This window comes from Enterobacter sp. YSU (assembly GCF_016082135.1).
Classification (GTDB): domain Bacteria; phylum Pseudomonadota; class Gammaproteobacteria; order Enterobacterales; family Enterobacteriaceae; genus Enterobacter; species Enterobacter hormaechei_C.
The window spans coordinates 3,252,985-3,268,961 of the sequence record NZ_CP059487.1 but is presented as its reverse complement, the minus strand read 5'-3'; the positions used below and the strand labels follow the sequence as shown (position 1 = coordinate 3,268,961).

Below are 15,977 nucleotides of genomic sequence, written 5' to 3'. Positions count from 1 at the left end.
TATACTAAACCCCTTCCCATTCGGCAAAGGGCTGATTGCGTTATGGAACTGATTTTTCTGGGTACGTCCGCCGGGGTGCCAACCCGCTCACGAAACGTGACGGCGATTCTGCTGGATCTTAAGCATCCTACCCGCGGTGGGCTGTGGCTGTTTGACTGCGGCGAGGGTACGCAACATCAGCTGCTGCATACCTCATACCACCCGGGGAAAGTGGATAAAATATTTATCACCCATCTGCACGGCGACCATCTGTTTGGCCTGCCGGGCCTGCTGTGCAGCCGTTCGATGGCCGGTAACGCTAACCCGCTGACCATTTATGGCCCCGCGGGTATTCAGGAATTCGTTGAAACCACGCTGCGCCTGAGCGGCTCGTGGACCGATTATCCGCTGGAGGTGTTAGAGATCGGCGAGGGTCTGGTGTTCGATGACGGAGATTACCTGGTGCGCGCTTACCCGCTTAACCATCCGGTGGAATGCTACGGCTATCGCGTTGAGGAGCATGACAAGCCCGGGGCGCTGAACGCCGCCGCGTTGCAGGCCGATGGAGTGAAACCTGGCCCGCTGTTCCAGCGTCTGAAGCACGGCGAGACCGTCACGCTGGAAGACGGGCGCGTCATCAACGGTCAGGATTACCTCGCCCCACCGCAGCCGGGCAAAAAACTGGCTATTTTTGGGGATACCGCCCCCTGCCCTTCGGCGCTCAGGCTTGCCAGAGGTGTAGATGTGATGGTGCATGAGGCGACGCTGGAAGCGGCGATGGAAGAAAAAGCCAACAGTCGAGGGCACAGCTCTACGCGTCAGGCGGCGCAGCTGGCACGTGAGGCTGGCGTCCGGAAACTGATTGTTACTCACGTCAGCTCACGCTATGACGTCCGCGGCGCTGAAAGCCTGCTGGCAGAGTGCCGGGAAGTATTTCCGGCATGCGAGCTGGCGGAAGATTTTGCTCAGGTCAGCGTTTAGTCCTTCATTTTTCCCTCAACGTGCCGATAACGATTAAAAGGCCAGCATTTCTCTTGAGGGTAGAATGGATAATTTCCAGAAAGATATTGATGACAGGGCAAACCTGACCCTGTCCAACCGTTTTGAACTGTTGCTGTTCCGTCTTGGCACCTCTCTGAACGAAAATAAATCCGAGCTGTTCGGCATCAACGTATTCAAATTGCGCGAAATTGTGCCGATGCCGACCTTCACCAAACCGGCGGGAATGAAGTCTCCGCTGATGGGGATGGTGAACATTCGTGACCAGGTGATCCCGGTGATCGATCTGGCCGCCGTCGCCGGCTGCAAACCAGCCACCGGGCTGAACATCCTGCTGATCACCGAATATGCCCGCAGCGTGCAGGCGTTTGCCGTAGAATCGGTGGAAAACATCATGCGTCTGGACTGGAAGCAGGTGCACGCCGCGGAAACCGCCGTCAGCGGTCGCTACATCACCAGCATTGCCTGTCTGGACGAGAAGACCGATACCAACGATCTGGCGATGGTGCTGGACGTGGAGCAGATCCTGTACGACATCACCCCGGCGAACCACGATCTGCACGCCACCCATCTGGAAACCACCAAATTCAACATCAAGCCTGGCTCTGTCGCGATTGTTGCAGAAGATTCAAAAGTAGCGCGCTCAATGCTGGAGAAGGGATTGCAGGCGATGGAGATCCCGGCCCAGCTGCATATCACCGGCAAAGACGCGTGGGAGAAAATCACTCAGCTGGCCGCGCAGGCACAGGCCGAGGGCGTTCCCGTTACCGATAAGATTGCCCTGGTATTAACCGACCTCGAAATGCCGGAGATGGACGGATTTACGCTGACGCGAAAAATCAAATCCGACCCGGTACTGAAAGATATTCCGGTGGTGATCCACTCGTCTCTTTCCGGCAACGCGAACGAAGATCATATTCGCAAAGTGAAGGCGGACGGCTATGTGGCGAAGTTTGAGCTGAACGAGCTGTCGTCGGTAATTGAAGAGGTGCTGGACCGCTCGATGAAGAAGATTGACGGGCCGTTGATTAGCCGCAAGCAGCTGGCTTAGTCGGGTGGCGCTACGCTTACCCGACCTACAGGACCCGTAGGCCCTGCAAGCGTAGCGCCGCAGGGCAATAAAAAAGGCAACTTTCGTTGCCTTTTTGCTTTCACCTTACATCAGCGGCATCGCGCGCTGCACGATATCAATCAGCGGCTGCGGATAGATACCGAAGATCAGCACCAGCAGCGCGGAGATGAGCACCACAATGCCCCCCGCGCTGTACTGCCAGTTAGACGGCGCATCGCGGTTGAGCTGCTGAGGCGCGCTCAGGTACAGGCTCACCGCTACGCGCAGGTAGTAGTAGAGACCAATCGCGGAGCCGATAACGACACCCGCCGTCAGCCACCACAGACCCGCCTGCACACCGACGGCCAGCACGTAGAACTTACCGATAAAGCCCAGCGTCATCGGGATACCCGCCAGAGAGAGCATCATCACAGTCATTACCGCAGACAGAATCGGACGGTGCCAGAACAGACCACGGTAGGAGAACAGGGAATCCGCATCCGGGCCACGGTACGGGCTGGACATCAGGCTCACCACGCCGAACGCGCCGAGGCTGCTAAACAGGTAACCGGCCAGATAGACGCCCACAGTTTCCATCGACATCTCACCGCTTTGCAGCGCAATCAGCGCCACCAGCAGGTAACCCAGATGGGAGATAGAGGAGTAGCCCAGCAGACGCTTGATGTTGGTCTGGCTCAGCGCCATCAGGTTACCGAAGATGATGGACACGAACGCGATAATGCCCAGCACCACGCGGACCGCTTCGCTGTCACCCACCGGGGCGTACAGGAACAGACGCATGACCACACCGAAGATAGCGATTTTGCTCGCCGTCGCCAGGAAGGTCGAGACCGGTGCAGGGGCACCCTGGTATACGTCTGGCGTCCACAGGTGGAACGGAACCAGTGAAAGTTTAAAGCCAAGGCCAACAATCATCATGCCCAGACCAGCCAGCAGCAGCGGCTCATGCATCATGCCGTCGCCAAGGCTCTTACCGAGCGCCATGAAGGAGAGATTACCCGTCTGTGCGTACAGCAGCGCGATACCAAACAGCAGGAACGACGACGCGGCAGCAGACAGGATCGTGTACTTGATTGCCGCTTCCAGAGAGCGCTTCTGGCGGAAAGCGTAACCAATCAGGCCGAACAGCGGGAGTGAGATCAGCTCAATACCGAGGAACAGCGCGGCCAGGTGGTTCGCGTTCGCCAGCAGAATACCGCCCAGTGCGGCAATCAGTACCAGCAGGTAAAACTCTTCTTTGTTGTCGTTGTAACCTTCGAGCCACGGGTACGCAAAGGTACAGGTTGCCAGGCTCGCCAGCAGCACCAGACCGGTGTAGAGCATGGCGTAACCGTCAACGCGCATCAGCGGCGTGACGTCCATCGCTCCCGCCTGGCCAACAAACCAGAGGGAAACTAACGCAGCGTTCAGACCCAGAACGGACAGGGTCGCATTCAGGAAGTGATTGCGTCGCCACGCAATGGAGAGCATCACAACCACCACCGTCAATCCGACGATCAGCAGCGGTAGCAGCGCGATCAGTTGTTGTGGAGTTATTGTCATGGCGAATTACGGCCTTGTAGTAGAAGCAGAATTAACAAACCACTGCTGGATGTTACCCATCGCGGAGTGCGAGGTATCCAGAATCGGCTGCGGATAGAAGCCCAACAGCACCAGCAGTACGACCAGCAGCAGGATGATGAACAGCTCACGCAGCGACATCCCCGGCAGTTCTTGTGCAGCAATTTCACTCTTCGCTTTACCGAAGTAAGCGCGGTGCAGCATCGCCAGCGAGTACACGGAGGCAAATACCAGACCAAAGGTGGAGATGACGGTGATCGTCGGTACCACGTTGAAGCTGCCGAACAGGATCATAAACTCGCCGACGAAGTTACCGGTACCCGGCATACCCAGAGTCGCCACCGCGAAGAACATGGAGAGCGCCGGCAGCCATTTCATTTTGCCCCACAGGCCGCCCATCATACGCATGTCGCGGGTATGCAGACGTTCGTACAGCTGACCACACAGGATGAAGAGACCGGCAGCAGACAGGCCGTGCGCAATCATCTGGATCACCGCCCCCTGGTACGCCAGCTGGCTGCCGGTGTAGATGGCAATCAGCACGAAGCCCATGTGGGAAACGGAGGTATAGGCAATCAGACGTTTGATGTCGTACTGCGTGAAGGCCATCCATGCACCGTAGAAGATACCGATCACGCCCAGCCACATGGCAATCGGCGCGAACTCTGCAGAGGCGTTCGGGAACAGCGGCAGGGAGAAACGCAGCAGACCGTAGGCCGCCGTTTTCAGCAAGATACCCGCCAGGTCAACGGAACCCGCCGTTGGCGCCTGAGAGTGCGCGTCCGGCAGCCAGCCGTGCAGCGGTACGACCGGCATTTTCACCGCGAAGGCGATGAAGAAGCCGAGCATCAGCAGGTATTCCACACCGTGAGACATCGGGGTCTTCAGCAGGTCTTCGTAGTTGAAGGTCCAGACGCCGGTCGCATTGTAATGCACAAATACCAGCGCCAGGATGGCAATCAGCATCACCAGACCACTCGCCTGGGTATAGATGAAGAACTTGGTGGCCGCCGTGATACGCGTTTTACCGTCGGATGCCTTGTGGCCCCACAGCGCGATCAGGAAGTACATCGGCACCAGCATCATCTCCCAGAAGAAGAAGAACAGGAACATGTCGATGGCCAGGAACACGCCGATCACGCCGCCCAGGATCCACATCAGGTTCAGGTGGAAGAAGCCCTGGTATTTTTCGATTTCTCGCCAGGAGCAGAGTACCGCCAGAACGCCGAGCAGACCGGTCAGCACCACCATCAGCAGCGACAGACCGTCAATCGCGAGGTGGATCGTAATACCAAAACGTGGGATCCACGGCAGAATGAACTCAGACTGCCACTGCGGAAGGCCCGCGGACTGGGTCAGTGAGTAGCCACCCTGCAACCAGAGTTGCAGACCAAGCGCGAGCGTCAATCCCATGGTGATCAGCGCGATCCAGCGCGGCATCTTCACGCCAAAGCGTTCAGTCTGCCAGCACAGGAAGCCGCCGATGAAGGGAATTAATATTAGCCAGGGTAGTAACATGGCGATTTTTATTCCTTGTTAAAGTCCCTCAGGGACCGATTTTCAACGAATTCGACAAAATTCACGTTTGAGTGCGGGGCCTTTTGCCCGGTGGCGCTTCGCTTACCGGGCCTACGGTCCGTAGGTCGGGTAAGCGCTAGCGCCACCCGACAATCCCCGCTAACTCAAAATCAACGCAACACCATCAGCAGCGCCAGTATGACAACCGCACCGATGCTCATGGACGCCACATACCAGCGCAGATAACCGTTCTCGCTGAACAGCAGGCCTTTACCTGCAAAGCGAGAGAGGATCGCCGGGATATTCATCAGGCTGTTCAGTGGATCGCGCTTCAGCAGCCACGCAATGCCCAGGAACGGCTTCACGAAGATCATGTCGTACAGCCAGTCGAAGCCCCATGCGTTGTACCACCAGGTGCCCAGCAGACGGCCCGGCGCGCTGTTGGCAACGGCAGTCACCAGCGTGCGTTTGCCCAGCCACAGCCATGCGGCAATCAGGATGCCCGCGATAGCCACTACGCCGGAGGTGATTTCAAGCGTCAGAACGCGACCGTGCTCAAGCTCGGTTGTCGCCGGCAGTACGCCCTGCAACGGTGGCACAATCATCGCGCCAACGAAGGTGGACAGGACCAGCAGCACAATCAGCGGCAGGTGGTGGGTAATCCCCTTCCCTGCGTGAGCGTGAATTTGTTCTTTACCGTGGAAGACGATGAAAATCATACGGAAGGTGTACAGGGAGGTCATAAACGCACCGACCAGACCCGCAACCATCAGATTGATATGACCATTCGCCATGGCGCCCGCCAGGATTTCGTCCTTACTGAAGAAGCCTGCGGTGATCAGCGGCAGTGCCGCCAGCGCCGCGCCGCCTACCAGGAAGCAGACATACACCAGCGGGATAGACTTACGCAGTCCGCCCATTTTGAAGATGTTCTGCTCGTGGTGGCAGGCCAGAATCACCGAACCGGATGAGAGGAACAGCAGCGCTTTAAAGAACGCGTGCGTCATCAGGTGGAAAATGGCCGCGTCCCACGCCTGAACGCCCAGCGCCAGGAACATGTAACCAATCTGGCTCATGGTGGAGTACGCGAGCACGCGTTTGATGTCGGTCTGCACCAGCGCGGCAAAGCCAGCCAGCACCAGCGTAACCGCACCGACGATACCCACCAGATGCAGAATTTCCGGGGTCATCAGGAACAGGCCATGGGTACGCGCAATCAGGTAGACACCGGCGGTAACCATGGTTGCGGCGTGGATCAACGCGGAGACAGGGGTTGGACCCGCCATGGCGTCGGCCAGCCATGTCTGCAACGGCAGCTGCGCGGATTTACCCACAGCGCCACCCAGCAGCATCAGCGTTGCCCACCACAGCATGTTGTTGCCTGCTTCGAAGTGCGCCGGCGCCAGTTCCACCATTTCGCGGAAGTTTAGCGTGCCCAGTTCGTTGTAGAGAATGAACAGCGCGAAAGCGAGGAACACGTCACCCACGCGGGTCACGACGAACGCTTTCATGGCCGCTGCTCCATTCTTCGGATCGGTATAGTAGAAACCGATCAGCAGGTAAGAACACAGACCCACGCCTTCCCAGCCCAGATACATCAGCAGCAGGTTATCGGCCAGGACCAGAACCACCATGCTGGCGATAAACAGGTTGGTGTAGGCGAAGAAGCGGGAGTATCCCTCTTCACCGCGCATGTACCAGGAGGCGAACATGTGGATCAGGAAGCCGACGCCGGTGACCACGGAGAGCATGGTCAGAGACAGACCATCCAGCACCAGGTTGAAACCGATGTTGAAGTTACCGACCGACATCCAGTTCCACAGCGGTACGCTGTAGGCCTGACGTCCATTGTTAAAGAAGTCGATACCCGCATACGCTGTGACCAGCGCAGCCAGGCCGATAGAGCCAATGCCCACGGTGGCAGACAGATTCTCAGACCAGCGGCCGCGAGAAAACGCCAGCAGCACGAAGCCAATCAGCGGAAAAATAATGGTTAAGGCAAGCATGTTCATCCACGCAACTCACTTACTGAATCGATGTTCAGGTTCTGGCGGCGACGATGGAGCTGTAGCAACAGCGCCAGGCCAATACTCGCTTCAGCAGCCGCGAGGCTGATGGCGAGAATGTACATCACCTGACCATCGGTCTGGCCCCAGTAGCTACCGGCGACCACAAAGGCCAGCGCGGAAGCGTTGATCATGATTTCCAGACCGATCAGCATAAACAGCAGATTGCGGCGGATAACCAGACCGGTTAAGCCCAGAACGAATAAAATCGCAGCGAGGATCAGTCCATGTGTTAAGGGGATCATGCGCGTTCCTCCGTTTTTCTTTTCGCGCGGTCGTCAGTGCGGTTGCTCAGCACCTCGCCGACACGCTCTTCGCGGCCAACGTGGAAGGCCACAACCAGACCCGCCAGCAGCAGCATTGAGGCCAGCTCAACCGCCAGAACGTACGGACCAAACAGGGTGATACCCACGGCTTTCGCGCTGATTGGCGTCCCGTCGATACCCTGGTCGTTGACGCCCAGAATGGCGTAAACAATCACCGCCAGCATTATGGCCGACAGAATCGCCGGGCCAATCCACACCTGCGGTTTTAACCACTGACGTTCCTGCTCAATTTCAGAGCCGCCCAGGTTCAGCATCATCACCACGAACACAAACAGCACCATGATGGCCCCGGCGTAGACGATGATTTCCAGCGCACCAGCGAAGTGCGCGCCCAGCGCAAAGAACACCCCGGAAATAGCCAGCAGCGAAATGATTAAATACAGCAGCGCATGCACCGGATTGGTGTGCGTGATCACTCGCAGCGTAGCCAGGATGGCGATAAGGCCACAGATATAAAAAGCGAATTCCATTGCCCTCTCCTTACGGTAACAGGCTCTTGACGTCGATAGGCTTAGCTTCGTTCTCTGCTTCGCCTTTATCTTTGCCGTCGATTGCCATACCCGCCATCCGGTAGAAGTTATATTCCGGGTATTTGCCCGGACCGGAAATCAGCAGATCCTCTTTCTCGTACACCAGATCCTGACGCTTGTACTCACCCAGCTCGAAGTCTGGAGTCAGCTGAATCGCCGTGGTTGGGCACGCTTCTTCACACAGACCGCAGAAAATGCAGCGTGAGAAGTTGATGCGGAAGAACTCAGGGTACCAGCGGCCGTCTACCGTCTCTGCTTTTTGCAGAGAGATACAGCCCACCGGACACGCTACCGCACACAGGTTACAGGCAACGCAACGCTCGGAACCGTCCGGGTCGCGCGTCAGCACGATACGTCCACGGTAGCGCGGCGGCAGATATACCGGCTCTTCCGGGTACATCCGGGTTTCGCGTTTGGCAAACGCATGCAGGCCGATCATCCAGATACTGCGTACCTGAGTGCCGAAACCTACCAATAATTCTTTTAAGGTCATGATCTCAAAGCCCCTTATGGCTGCTGCCAGAGAATGACAGCCGCCGTTACCAACAAGTTGACGAGCGTCAGCGGCAGGCACACTTTCCAGCCGAAGGACATTACCTGGTCATAACGCGGACGCGGTAACGCTGCGCGAATCAAAATGAACATCATCATGAAGAACGCGGTTTTCAGCGCGAACCAGATGAACGGCGGTAAGAACGGGCCATGCCAGCCACCAAAGAACAGCGTTACCATCAACGCGGAAATGGTGACGATACCGATGTACTCGCCCACGAAGAACAGACCGAACTTCATACCGGAATATTCAATGTGGTAACCGTCGGCCAGTTCCTGTTCGGCTTCTGGCTGGTCAAACGGGTGACGGTGACATACCGCCACGCCCGCGATGGCAAAGGTAATAAACCCAAAGAACTGCGGGATAACGTTCCAGATGTCGGCCTGGTTGTTGACGATGTCGGTCATGTTAAATGAGCCGGCCTGCGCCACCACGCCCATCAGAGAGAGACCCAGGAACACTTCGTAGCTCAGCGTCTGCGCGGAAGCACGCATCGCACCCAGCAGCGAGTATTTGTTGTTACTGGACCAGCCTGCGAACAGCACCGCGTAAACCGCGAGCCCTGCCATCATCAGGAAGAACAGAATGCCGATGTTCAGGTCAGCCACCACCCAGGTCGGGCTGACCGGAACGATAGCAAACGCAAGCAGCAGCGAGGTGAAGGCAATCATCGGCGCCAGCGTAAAGATCACGCGGTCCGAGAAGCGCGGAACCCAGTCCTCTTTAAAGAACATCTTGATCATGTCCGCGACCAGCTGGAGTGAACCACCCCAGCCCACGCGGTTCGGTCCGTAACGGTTCTGGAACAGACCGAGCAAACGACGTTCACCAAAGCTCATGAACGCGCCGCAGGTGACGACCACCAGCAGAATCACAACCGCTTTCAGAATGCTCAGCAGGATGTCGATAAGATCCGGTGTTAACCAACTCATGCTTTTGCCTCCTGAAGGTTATCAAGATGCGCACCCGCCAGGACCGGCGCGATGCCAGGCATACCCATCGGCAGACCCACCTGCCCTGCTGACAGGCGTTCAGAAATAATCAGCGGCAGGCTGATTGTCTGGCCGTCGTAGCTAAAGGCAATGTTCGCACCCGCGTTAACGCCAAGCTTCGCGGCATCCGCCGGGTTGAGCTTGATGTACGGCTGCGGCATACGCTGCTGGAATACCGGAGAACGCTGGGACATTTCGTCGCTACCGAACAGATGGTAGTACGGTGCAATACGCCAGTGACCTTCCTGCGCCTGGAAGCTCGCCGGAACGGTGGTGAAGAAGTCCAGATCGGTTTCGGAGGCTTCAATCAGACGCACGCCCGGATCGCCGTGGCGCAGGTGACCACCCACTTCAGCCTGGAACTTGTTCCATGCCTGCGGGGAGTTCCAGCCCGGTGCCCATGCAAACGGGATTTGCGAACGCGGCGCAGACGGCTGGTTGTTCCCTTCCATCGAGAAGGCAAACATGGTGTCTTTATCCTGCGGCTGACGCGGTTCGTGCACGCTGATGTTGGCGCGCATCGCGGTACGACCGCTGTAGCGGTGCGGCTCACGCGCCAGTTTCTGGCCGCGAATGCGGAAGCTTGCGTCAGGCGCGGCGTCTTTAATGCCCGCCAGCTGAGGCAGTTTCTCAACAACCGCGTCGATAACGTGGTCGAGCTGCGTCCAGTCCACTTCACGGCTCTGCACGGTGCTGTGCAGAGAGTGCAGCCAGCGCCAGCTTTCCAGCATCACAGTGTTGCTGTCGTAGTAGGCCGGGTCATAAACCTGGAAGAAACGCTGGGCGCGGCCTTCGTTGTTGATCACCGTCCCGTCGCTTTCTGCGAAGCTTGCCGCAGAGAGCACGAGGTGCGCTTTGTCCATGATCGCGGTGCGCTGATGGTCGATAACCATCACCAGCGGCGCTCTGGAGAGCGCGGCGTCAACGCGAGCGGCAGAAGCATGGCGATGCAGGTCGTTTTCCAGCACCACAACGGCGTCAGCGGCACCGGATTCCAGTTCGCTTAACGCGACTTCCAGCGAGCCGCCGCCAATCATACCCAGACCGATGCTGTTCACCGCACGGGCAATCATAGTCACACCGACGTCAGTGCCACGGCCCTTCAGGGCTTTGGCAACGTTCGCTGCGGCCTGAATGATTTCAGCGCTACCGGCGTTGGTACCGGAAATAATCAGAGGTTTCTTCGCCCCCGCCAGTGCCTGAACAATCACGTCGACCTTGTTTTGCAGGTCGCGATCCAGTTCAACGGCCGGCGAGTTGCTGTCCAGCCCGTGGGCAATGGCAAAGCCGAGGCGCGCCTGATCTTCAACCGGCGCGCAGTAGGTCCACGCGGCGATATCGTCCAGACGGGTGTTGTCGACGTTAGTCACAAACAGAGGATGCTTCGCGCGCTGACCGATGTTGAGGATGGCCGCAATCTGCCAGTCAGCCACTTTCTGCGCCGCTGCCATTTCACGTGCTTTGCCTTTCACCGCCTGACGAACCGCCAGGGCAGCGCGTGCGCCAGTCTGCGTCAGGTCTTCACCCAGCACCAGAACCGCATCATAAGATTCGATTTCGCGCAGCGCAGGCGTATGAATGCCGCCTTCACGCAGCACTTTCAGCACCAGCTGGAGACGTTCCTGCTCGCCCTGGGCGATACCGGTGTAGAAGTTTTCCGCCCCAACCAGCTCGCGCAGCGCGAAGTTGCTTTCGATGCTGGCGCGCGGGGAGCCGATGCCGATCACTTTCTTCGACTGACGCAGAATATCCGCCGCGCCCTGCATCGCCTGCTCAGCGTTGAGGGTAATGACGTCATCGCCACGGCGCTGAACCGGCTGACGCGGACGGTCTTTCAGGTTCACATAGCCATAGCCGAAACGACCGCGGTCGCAGAGGAAGTAGTGGTTAACGGTACCGTTGTAACGGTTTTCGATACGACGTAGTTCGCCGTAGCGCTCGCCTGGGCTGGTGTTACAGCCAAGGGAACACTGCTGGCAGATGCTTGGCGCAAACTGCATGTCCCATTTACGGTTGTAACGTTCAGAGTGGGTTTTATCCGTGAATACGCCGGTCGGACAGATTTCTACCAGGTTACCGGAGAATTCGCTTTCCAGCGTACCGTCTTCCGGACGACCGAAGTAGACGTTGTCATGCGCGCCATATACGCCCAGATCCTGTCCGTCTGCATAATCTTTGTAGTAACGCACGCAGCGGTAGCAGGCGATGCAGCGGTTCATTTCGTGAGAGATGAACGGCCCCAGATCCTGGTTACGGTGGGTACGCTTGGTAAAGCGATAGCGACGGAAGCTGTGACCGGTCATGACGGTCATATCCTGAAGGTGGCAGTTACCGCCCTCCTCACACACCGGACAGTCGTGCGGGTGGTTGGTCATCAACCACTCCACCACGCTTTCACGGAACTGTTTGGCTTCTTCGTCATCAATCGAAATAAAGGTGCCTTCGGCGGCTGGCGTCATACAGGACATCACCAGGCGACCACGCGTGTCTTCCGCGTTTTGATATTGCTTCACCGCACACTGGCGGCAAGCACCGACGCTGCCCAGCGCCGGATGCCAGCAAAAGTACGGAATATCGAGGCCAAGAGACAGACAAGCTTCCAGCAGGTTGTCCGCCCCGTTGACTTCGTATTCTTTGCCGTCTACATGAATCGTAGCCATTAGCATGCTTCCAGTTGGCTCGGCCGAAACCGAGCGTTAATCAAAATTCTGTTTTTACCAGCGCGCTTTCAGCAGGTTCGGCTGAATACCATTGATCGAATGGGTATTGCTGAACGGCTGCTTGATGCCTGCTTCGAATTCGTCGCGGAAATATTTAATCGCGCTTTGCAGCGGCTCGACGGCGCCCGGTGCGTGGGCACAGAAGGTTTTACCCGGCCCTAAGAATCGACACAGTTGCTCAAGTGTCTCGATATCGCCAGGCTGGCCTTCGCCACGTTCGATAGCACGCAGGATCTTCACGCTCCACGGCAGACCATCACGGCACGGTGTACACCAGCCGCAGGACTCGCGGGCGAAGAACTCTTCCAGGTTACGCACCAGGGATACCATGCCGATCTCGTGGTCGACGGCCATCGCCAGCGCGGTACCCAGACGGCTGCCTGCTTTACCAATGCTTTCGAACTCCATTGGCAGGTCAAGATGGGCTTCGGTCAGGAAGTCCGTCCCTGCCCCACCCGGCTGCCAGGCTTTGAATTTCAGGCCATCGCGCATGCCGCCGGCGTAGTCTTCAAGAATTTCGCGTGCGGTGGTGCCGAACGGCAGCTCCCAGACGCCAGGGTTCTTCACGCGACCGGAGAAGCCCATCAGCTTGGTACCGGCATCTTTGCTTGAGGAGATGCCCTGATACCACTCCACGCCGTTCGCGAGGATCGCCGGGACGTTGCACAGGGTTTCGACGTTGTTGACGCAGGTCGGTTTACCCCACACGCCGGAGCTTGCCGGGAACGGTGGCTTGGAGCGCGGGTTCGCGCGGCGGCCTTCCAGGGAGTTAATCAGCGCGGTTTCTTCACCGCAGATATAACGCCCGGCACCGGTGTGCACGAACAGCTCGAAGTCAAACCCAGTGCCCAGGATGTTTTTACCCAGCAGACCGGCTTCAGTGGCTTCGGCAATCGCGCGACGCAGGTTTTCAGCCGCTTCGATGTATTCACCGCGCAGGAAGATGTAGCCACGGTACGCTTTCAGCGCGAACGCGGAGATCAGCATGCCTTCCACCAGCAGGTGCGGCAGCTGTTCCATCAGCAGGCGGTCTTTATAGGTACCCGGCTCCATCTCATCGGCGTTACACAGCAGGTAACGGATGTTCATGGATTCATCTTTCGGCATCAGGCTCCACTTCAGACCGGTGGAGAAGCCCGCGCCGCCGCGGCCTTTCAGGCCAGACTCTTTCACCGCGTTAACGATGTCGTCCGGCGCCATGCCGCCAAGGGCTTTACGCGCGCCGGCATAGCCGTTTTTGCTCTGATATTCGTCGAGCCAGACCGGCTGTTTGTCATCACGCAGACGCCAGGTCAGCGGATGCGTCTCAGCAGTACGAATTACAGTTTTCATTTGTACTGCTCCAGCAGGTCAGGAATCGCTTCCGGCGTCAGATGGCTGTGAGTGTCCTCATCAATCATCATGGTCGGCCCCTTGTCGCAGTTACCCAGGCAGCAGGTTGGCAGCAGAGTAAAGCGTCCGTCGAAGGTGGTCTGGCCCGGCTTGATATTGAGTTTCTTCTCAATCGCAGCCTGAATGCCCTGATAACCGGTGATGTGGCAGACCACGCTGTCACAGTAGCGGATCACATGGCGGCCTACCGGCTGACGGAAGATCTGGCTGTAGAACGTGGCTACGCCTTCTACGTCACTTGCCGGAATGCCCAGCACTTTTGCGATCTCGTAGATCGCCCCATCCGGCACCCAACCACGCTGTTTCTGTACGATTTTCAGCGCTTCAATGGACGCCGCACGCGGGTCTTCGTAGTGGTGCATCTCGTGCTCAATGGCGGCACGCTCTGCTTCACTCAGCTCAAAAGCCTCGGTTTGTGGTTGTTGATTCTCGTGCATAATTAGCGGTCCACATCTGACATAACAAAATCGATACTACCCAGATACACAATCAGGTCGGAGACCAGACTGCCGCGAATGGCGGCCGGGATCTGCTGCAAGTGCGCGAAGCTTGGCGTACGCACGCGGGTGCGGTAGCTCATGGTGCTGCCGTCGCTGGTGAGGTAGTAGCTGTTGATACCCTTGGTCGCTTCAATCATCTGGAAGGATTCCTGTGCCGGCATGACCGGGCCCCAGGAAACTTGCAGGAAGTGGGTGATCAGGGTTTCGATATGTTGCAGCGTGCGCTCTTTCGGTGGCGGCGTCGTCAGCGGGTGATCCGCCTTGAACGGGCCTTCCGGCATGTTGTTGAGGCACTGCTCAAGGATGCGCAGGCTCTGGCGCAGCTCTTCCACTTTCAGCATCACGCGGGTGTAGCAGTCGGATACGCCGCCGCCAACCGGGACTTCAAAGTCGAAGTTCTCGTAACCAGAGTAAGGACGCGCTTTACGCACGTCGAAATCAATCCCGGTCGCACGCAGGCCAGCACCTGTGGTTCCCCACTCCAGCGCTTCTTTCGCGCCGTAGGCAGCAACGCCCTGGGAACGGCCTTTCAGGATGGAGTTACGCAGCGCGGCTTTCTCGTAAGACGCCAGACGTTTTGGCATCCAGTCGAGGAATTCACGCAGCAGACGGTCCCAGCCGCGCGGCAGATCGTGCGCCACACCGCCGATGCGGAACCAGGCCGGGTGCATACGGAAACCGGTAATCGCTTCCACCAGATCGTAGATTTTCTGACGGTCGGTAAAGGCGAAGAAGACCGGCGTCATCGCGCCGACGTCCTGAATGAACGTCGAGATGTACAGCAGGTGGCTGTTAATACGGAACAGTTCAGACAGCATCACGCGAATCACGTTAACGCGATCCGGGACGGTGATGCCTGCCAGCTTCTCAACGGCCAGCACGTATGGCATTTCGTTCACGCAGCCGCCGAGGTATTCGATACGGTCGGTGTACGGAATGTAGCTGTGCCAGGACTGACGCTCGCCCATCTTCTCGGCACCACGGTGGTGATAGCCGATGTCAGGCACGCAGTCGACAATCTCTTCGCCGTCAAGCTGAAGAATAATACGGAATGCACCGTGCGCAGACGGGTGGTTTGGACCGAGGTTGAGGAACATGAAGTCCTCGTTTTCGGTGCCGCGCTTCATGCCCCAGTCTTCCGGCTTGAAGGTCAGCGCTTCCATCTCCAGATCCTGCTTGGCTTTGGTCAGCTCAAACGGGTCGAATTCGGTGGCGCGTGCCGGGTAGTCTTTACGCAGCGGGTGGCCGGTCCAGGTCTGCGGCATCATGATGCGCGTCAGATGCGGGTGACCGTCGAAGGTCATGCCGAACATTTCCCAGGTTTCACGCTCGTACCAGTTGGCGTTCGGGAAAAGTTTGGTGATCGTCGGCAGATGCATGTCGTTTTCAGACAATGCCACCTTGAGCATGATATCCGTGTTGCGGTCTATTGAGATCAGGTGGTAGAAAACGGAAAAATCCGCAGCAGGGAGACCCTGGCGGTGCGTTCTCAGACGTTCGTCCATGCCGTGTAAGTCAAACAGCATGACGTAAGGTTTTGGCAATTTCTTGAGGAAATCGACAACCTCCAGTAATTGCTCACGCTTCACCCAAACAACGGGTACCCCGGTGCGGGTGGCCTGAACAGTAAAGGCATCCGGCCCAAAACGGTTGCGCAGTTCGCCAATGACGGGGTCATCGAGATGATCCCGGGTCTGCCAGGCGGCTTCTTGCGCGGTTAAGTCGGTCATATTGTTCACCATTGCAAATGGTCCGTGGTGACTGTTAAGC

13 protein-coding genes are annotated in these 15,977 nt (G+C 57.7%); 2 read left to right on the top strand and 11 right to left on the bottom strand.

Annotated features, from left to right (window positions below; translation table 11 throughout):
• Positions 1-42 precede the first annotated feature (42 nt).
• Together rbn and H2Z33_RS15835 are read left to right on the top strand one after the other, a co-directional pair.
• On the top strand, positions 43-960 hold the full coding sequence (gene rbn / locus H2Z33_RS15840; RefSeq protein WP_015572275.1) for a ribonuclease BN: 918 nt from the start codon (positions 43-45) through the stop codon (positions 958-960).
• Positions 961-1,024: 64 nt separating this feature from the next.
• On the top strand, positions 1,025-2,029 hold the full coding sequence (locus H2Z33_RS15835) for a chemotaxis protein (protein WP_023304150.1): 1,005 nt from the start codon (positions 1,025-1,027) through the stop codon (positions 2,027-2,029).
• 105 nt (positions 2,030-2,134) lie between these two features.
• Here the strand turns inward: H2Z33_RS15835 and nuoN are convergent, their stop codons facing one another.
• From nuoN to nuoC, 11 genes are all read right to left on the bottom strand, one after another.
• The gene (gene nuoN, locus H2Z33_RS15830; protein ID WP_015572273.1) at positions 2,135-3,592 is read right to left on the bottom strand and encodes an NADH-quinone oxidoreductase subunit NuoN; all 1,458 of its coding nucleotides are present in this window, start codon (positions 3,590-3,592) and stop codon (positions 2,135-2,137) included.
• 6 nt (positions 3,593-3,598) lie between these two features.
• Positions 3,599-5,128, bottom strand: a complete 1,530-nt coding sequence (gene nuoM / locus H2Z33_RS15825) for an NADH-quinone oxidoreductase subunit M (protein WP_003861498.1) — start codon at positions 5,126-5,128, stop codon at positions 3,599-3,601.
• Positions 5,129-5,298: 170 nt separating this feature from the next.
• Entirely contained in the window at positions 5,299-7,140 is a 1,842-nt protein-coding gene (gene nuoL, locus H2Z33_RS15820; RefSeq protein WP_015572272.1) for an NADH-quinone oxidoreductase subunit L, read from the bottom strand.
• Positions 7,137-7,439 (bottom strand): NADH-quinone oxidoreductase subunit NuoK, encoded by a 303-nt coding sequence (gene nuoK, locus H2Z33_RS15815; RefSeq protein WP_003861496.1) that lies wholly within the window; start codon positions 7,437-7,439, stop codon positions 7,137-7,139. The genes nuoL and nuoK overlap by 4 nt, the downstream gene beginning before the upstream one ends.
• Positions 7,436-7,990 carry an NADH-quinone oxidoreductase subunit J gene (nuoJ, locus tag H2Z33_RS15810; RefSeq protein WP_003861493.1) on the bottom strand — a complete coding sequence of 185 codons (555 nt, stop codon included), beginning with the start codon at positions 7,988-7,990 and terminating at the stop codon, positions 7,436-7,438. Before nuoJ ends, nuoK begins: the two co-directional genes overlap by 4 nt.
• A 10-nt stretch (positions 7,991-8,000) precedes the next feature.
• Positions 8,001-8,543, bottom strand: a complete 543-nt coding sequence (nuoI, locus tag H2Z33_RS15805) for an NADH-quinone oxidoreductase subunit NuoI (protein WP_003861491.1) — start codon at positions 8,541-8,543, stop codon at positions 8,001-8,003.
• Positions 8,544-8,557: 14 nt separating this feature from the next.
• Positions 8,558-9,535, bottom strand: a complete 978-nt coding sequence (gene nuoH / locus H2Z33_RS15800; protein WP_003861490.1) for an NADH-quinone oxidoreductase subunit NuoH — start codon at positions 9,533-9,535, stop codon at positions 8,558-8,560.
• Positions 9,532-12,255 (bottom strand): NADH-quinone oxidoreductase subunit NuoG, encoded by a 2,724-nt coding sequence (gene nuoG, locus H2Z33_RS15795; protein ID WP_063134536.1) that lies wholly within the window; start codon positions 12,253-12,255, stop codon positions 9,532-9,534. The genes nuoH and nuoG overlap by 4 nt, the downstream gene beginning before the upstream one ends.
• Positions 12,256-12,309: 54 nt before the next feature.
• Positions 12,310-13,647 (bottom strand): NADH-quinone oxidoreductase subunit NuoF, encoded by a 1,338-nt coding sequence (nuoF, locus tag H2Z33_RS15790; RefSeq protein WP_003861487.1) that lies wholly within the window; start codon positions 13,645-13,647, stop codon positions 12,310-12,312.
• Entirely contained in the window at positions 13,644-14,144 is a 501-nt protein-coding gene (gene nuoE / locus H2Z33_RS15785; protein WP_006176513.1) for an NADH-quinone oxidoreductase subunit NuoE, read from the bottom strand. Before nuoE ends, nuoF begins: the two co-directional genes overlap by 4 nt.
• A 2-nt stretch (positions 14,145-14,146) precedes the next feature.
• Complete coding sequence (nuoC, locus tag H2Z33_RS15780; RefSeq protein ID WP_003861484.1) at positions 14,147-15,949, bottom strand: NADH-quinone oxidoreductase subunit C/D; 1,803 nt, start codon at positions 15,947-15,949, stop codon at positions 14,147-14,149.
• Between the last annotated feature and the right edge of the window lie 28 nt (positions 15,950-15,977).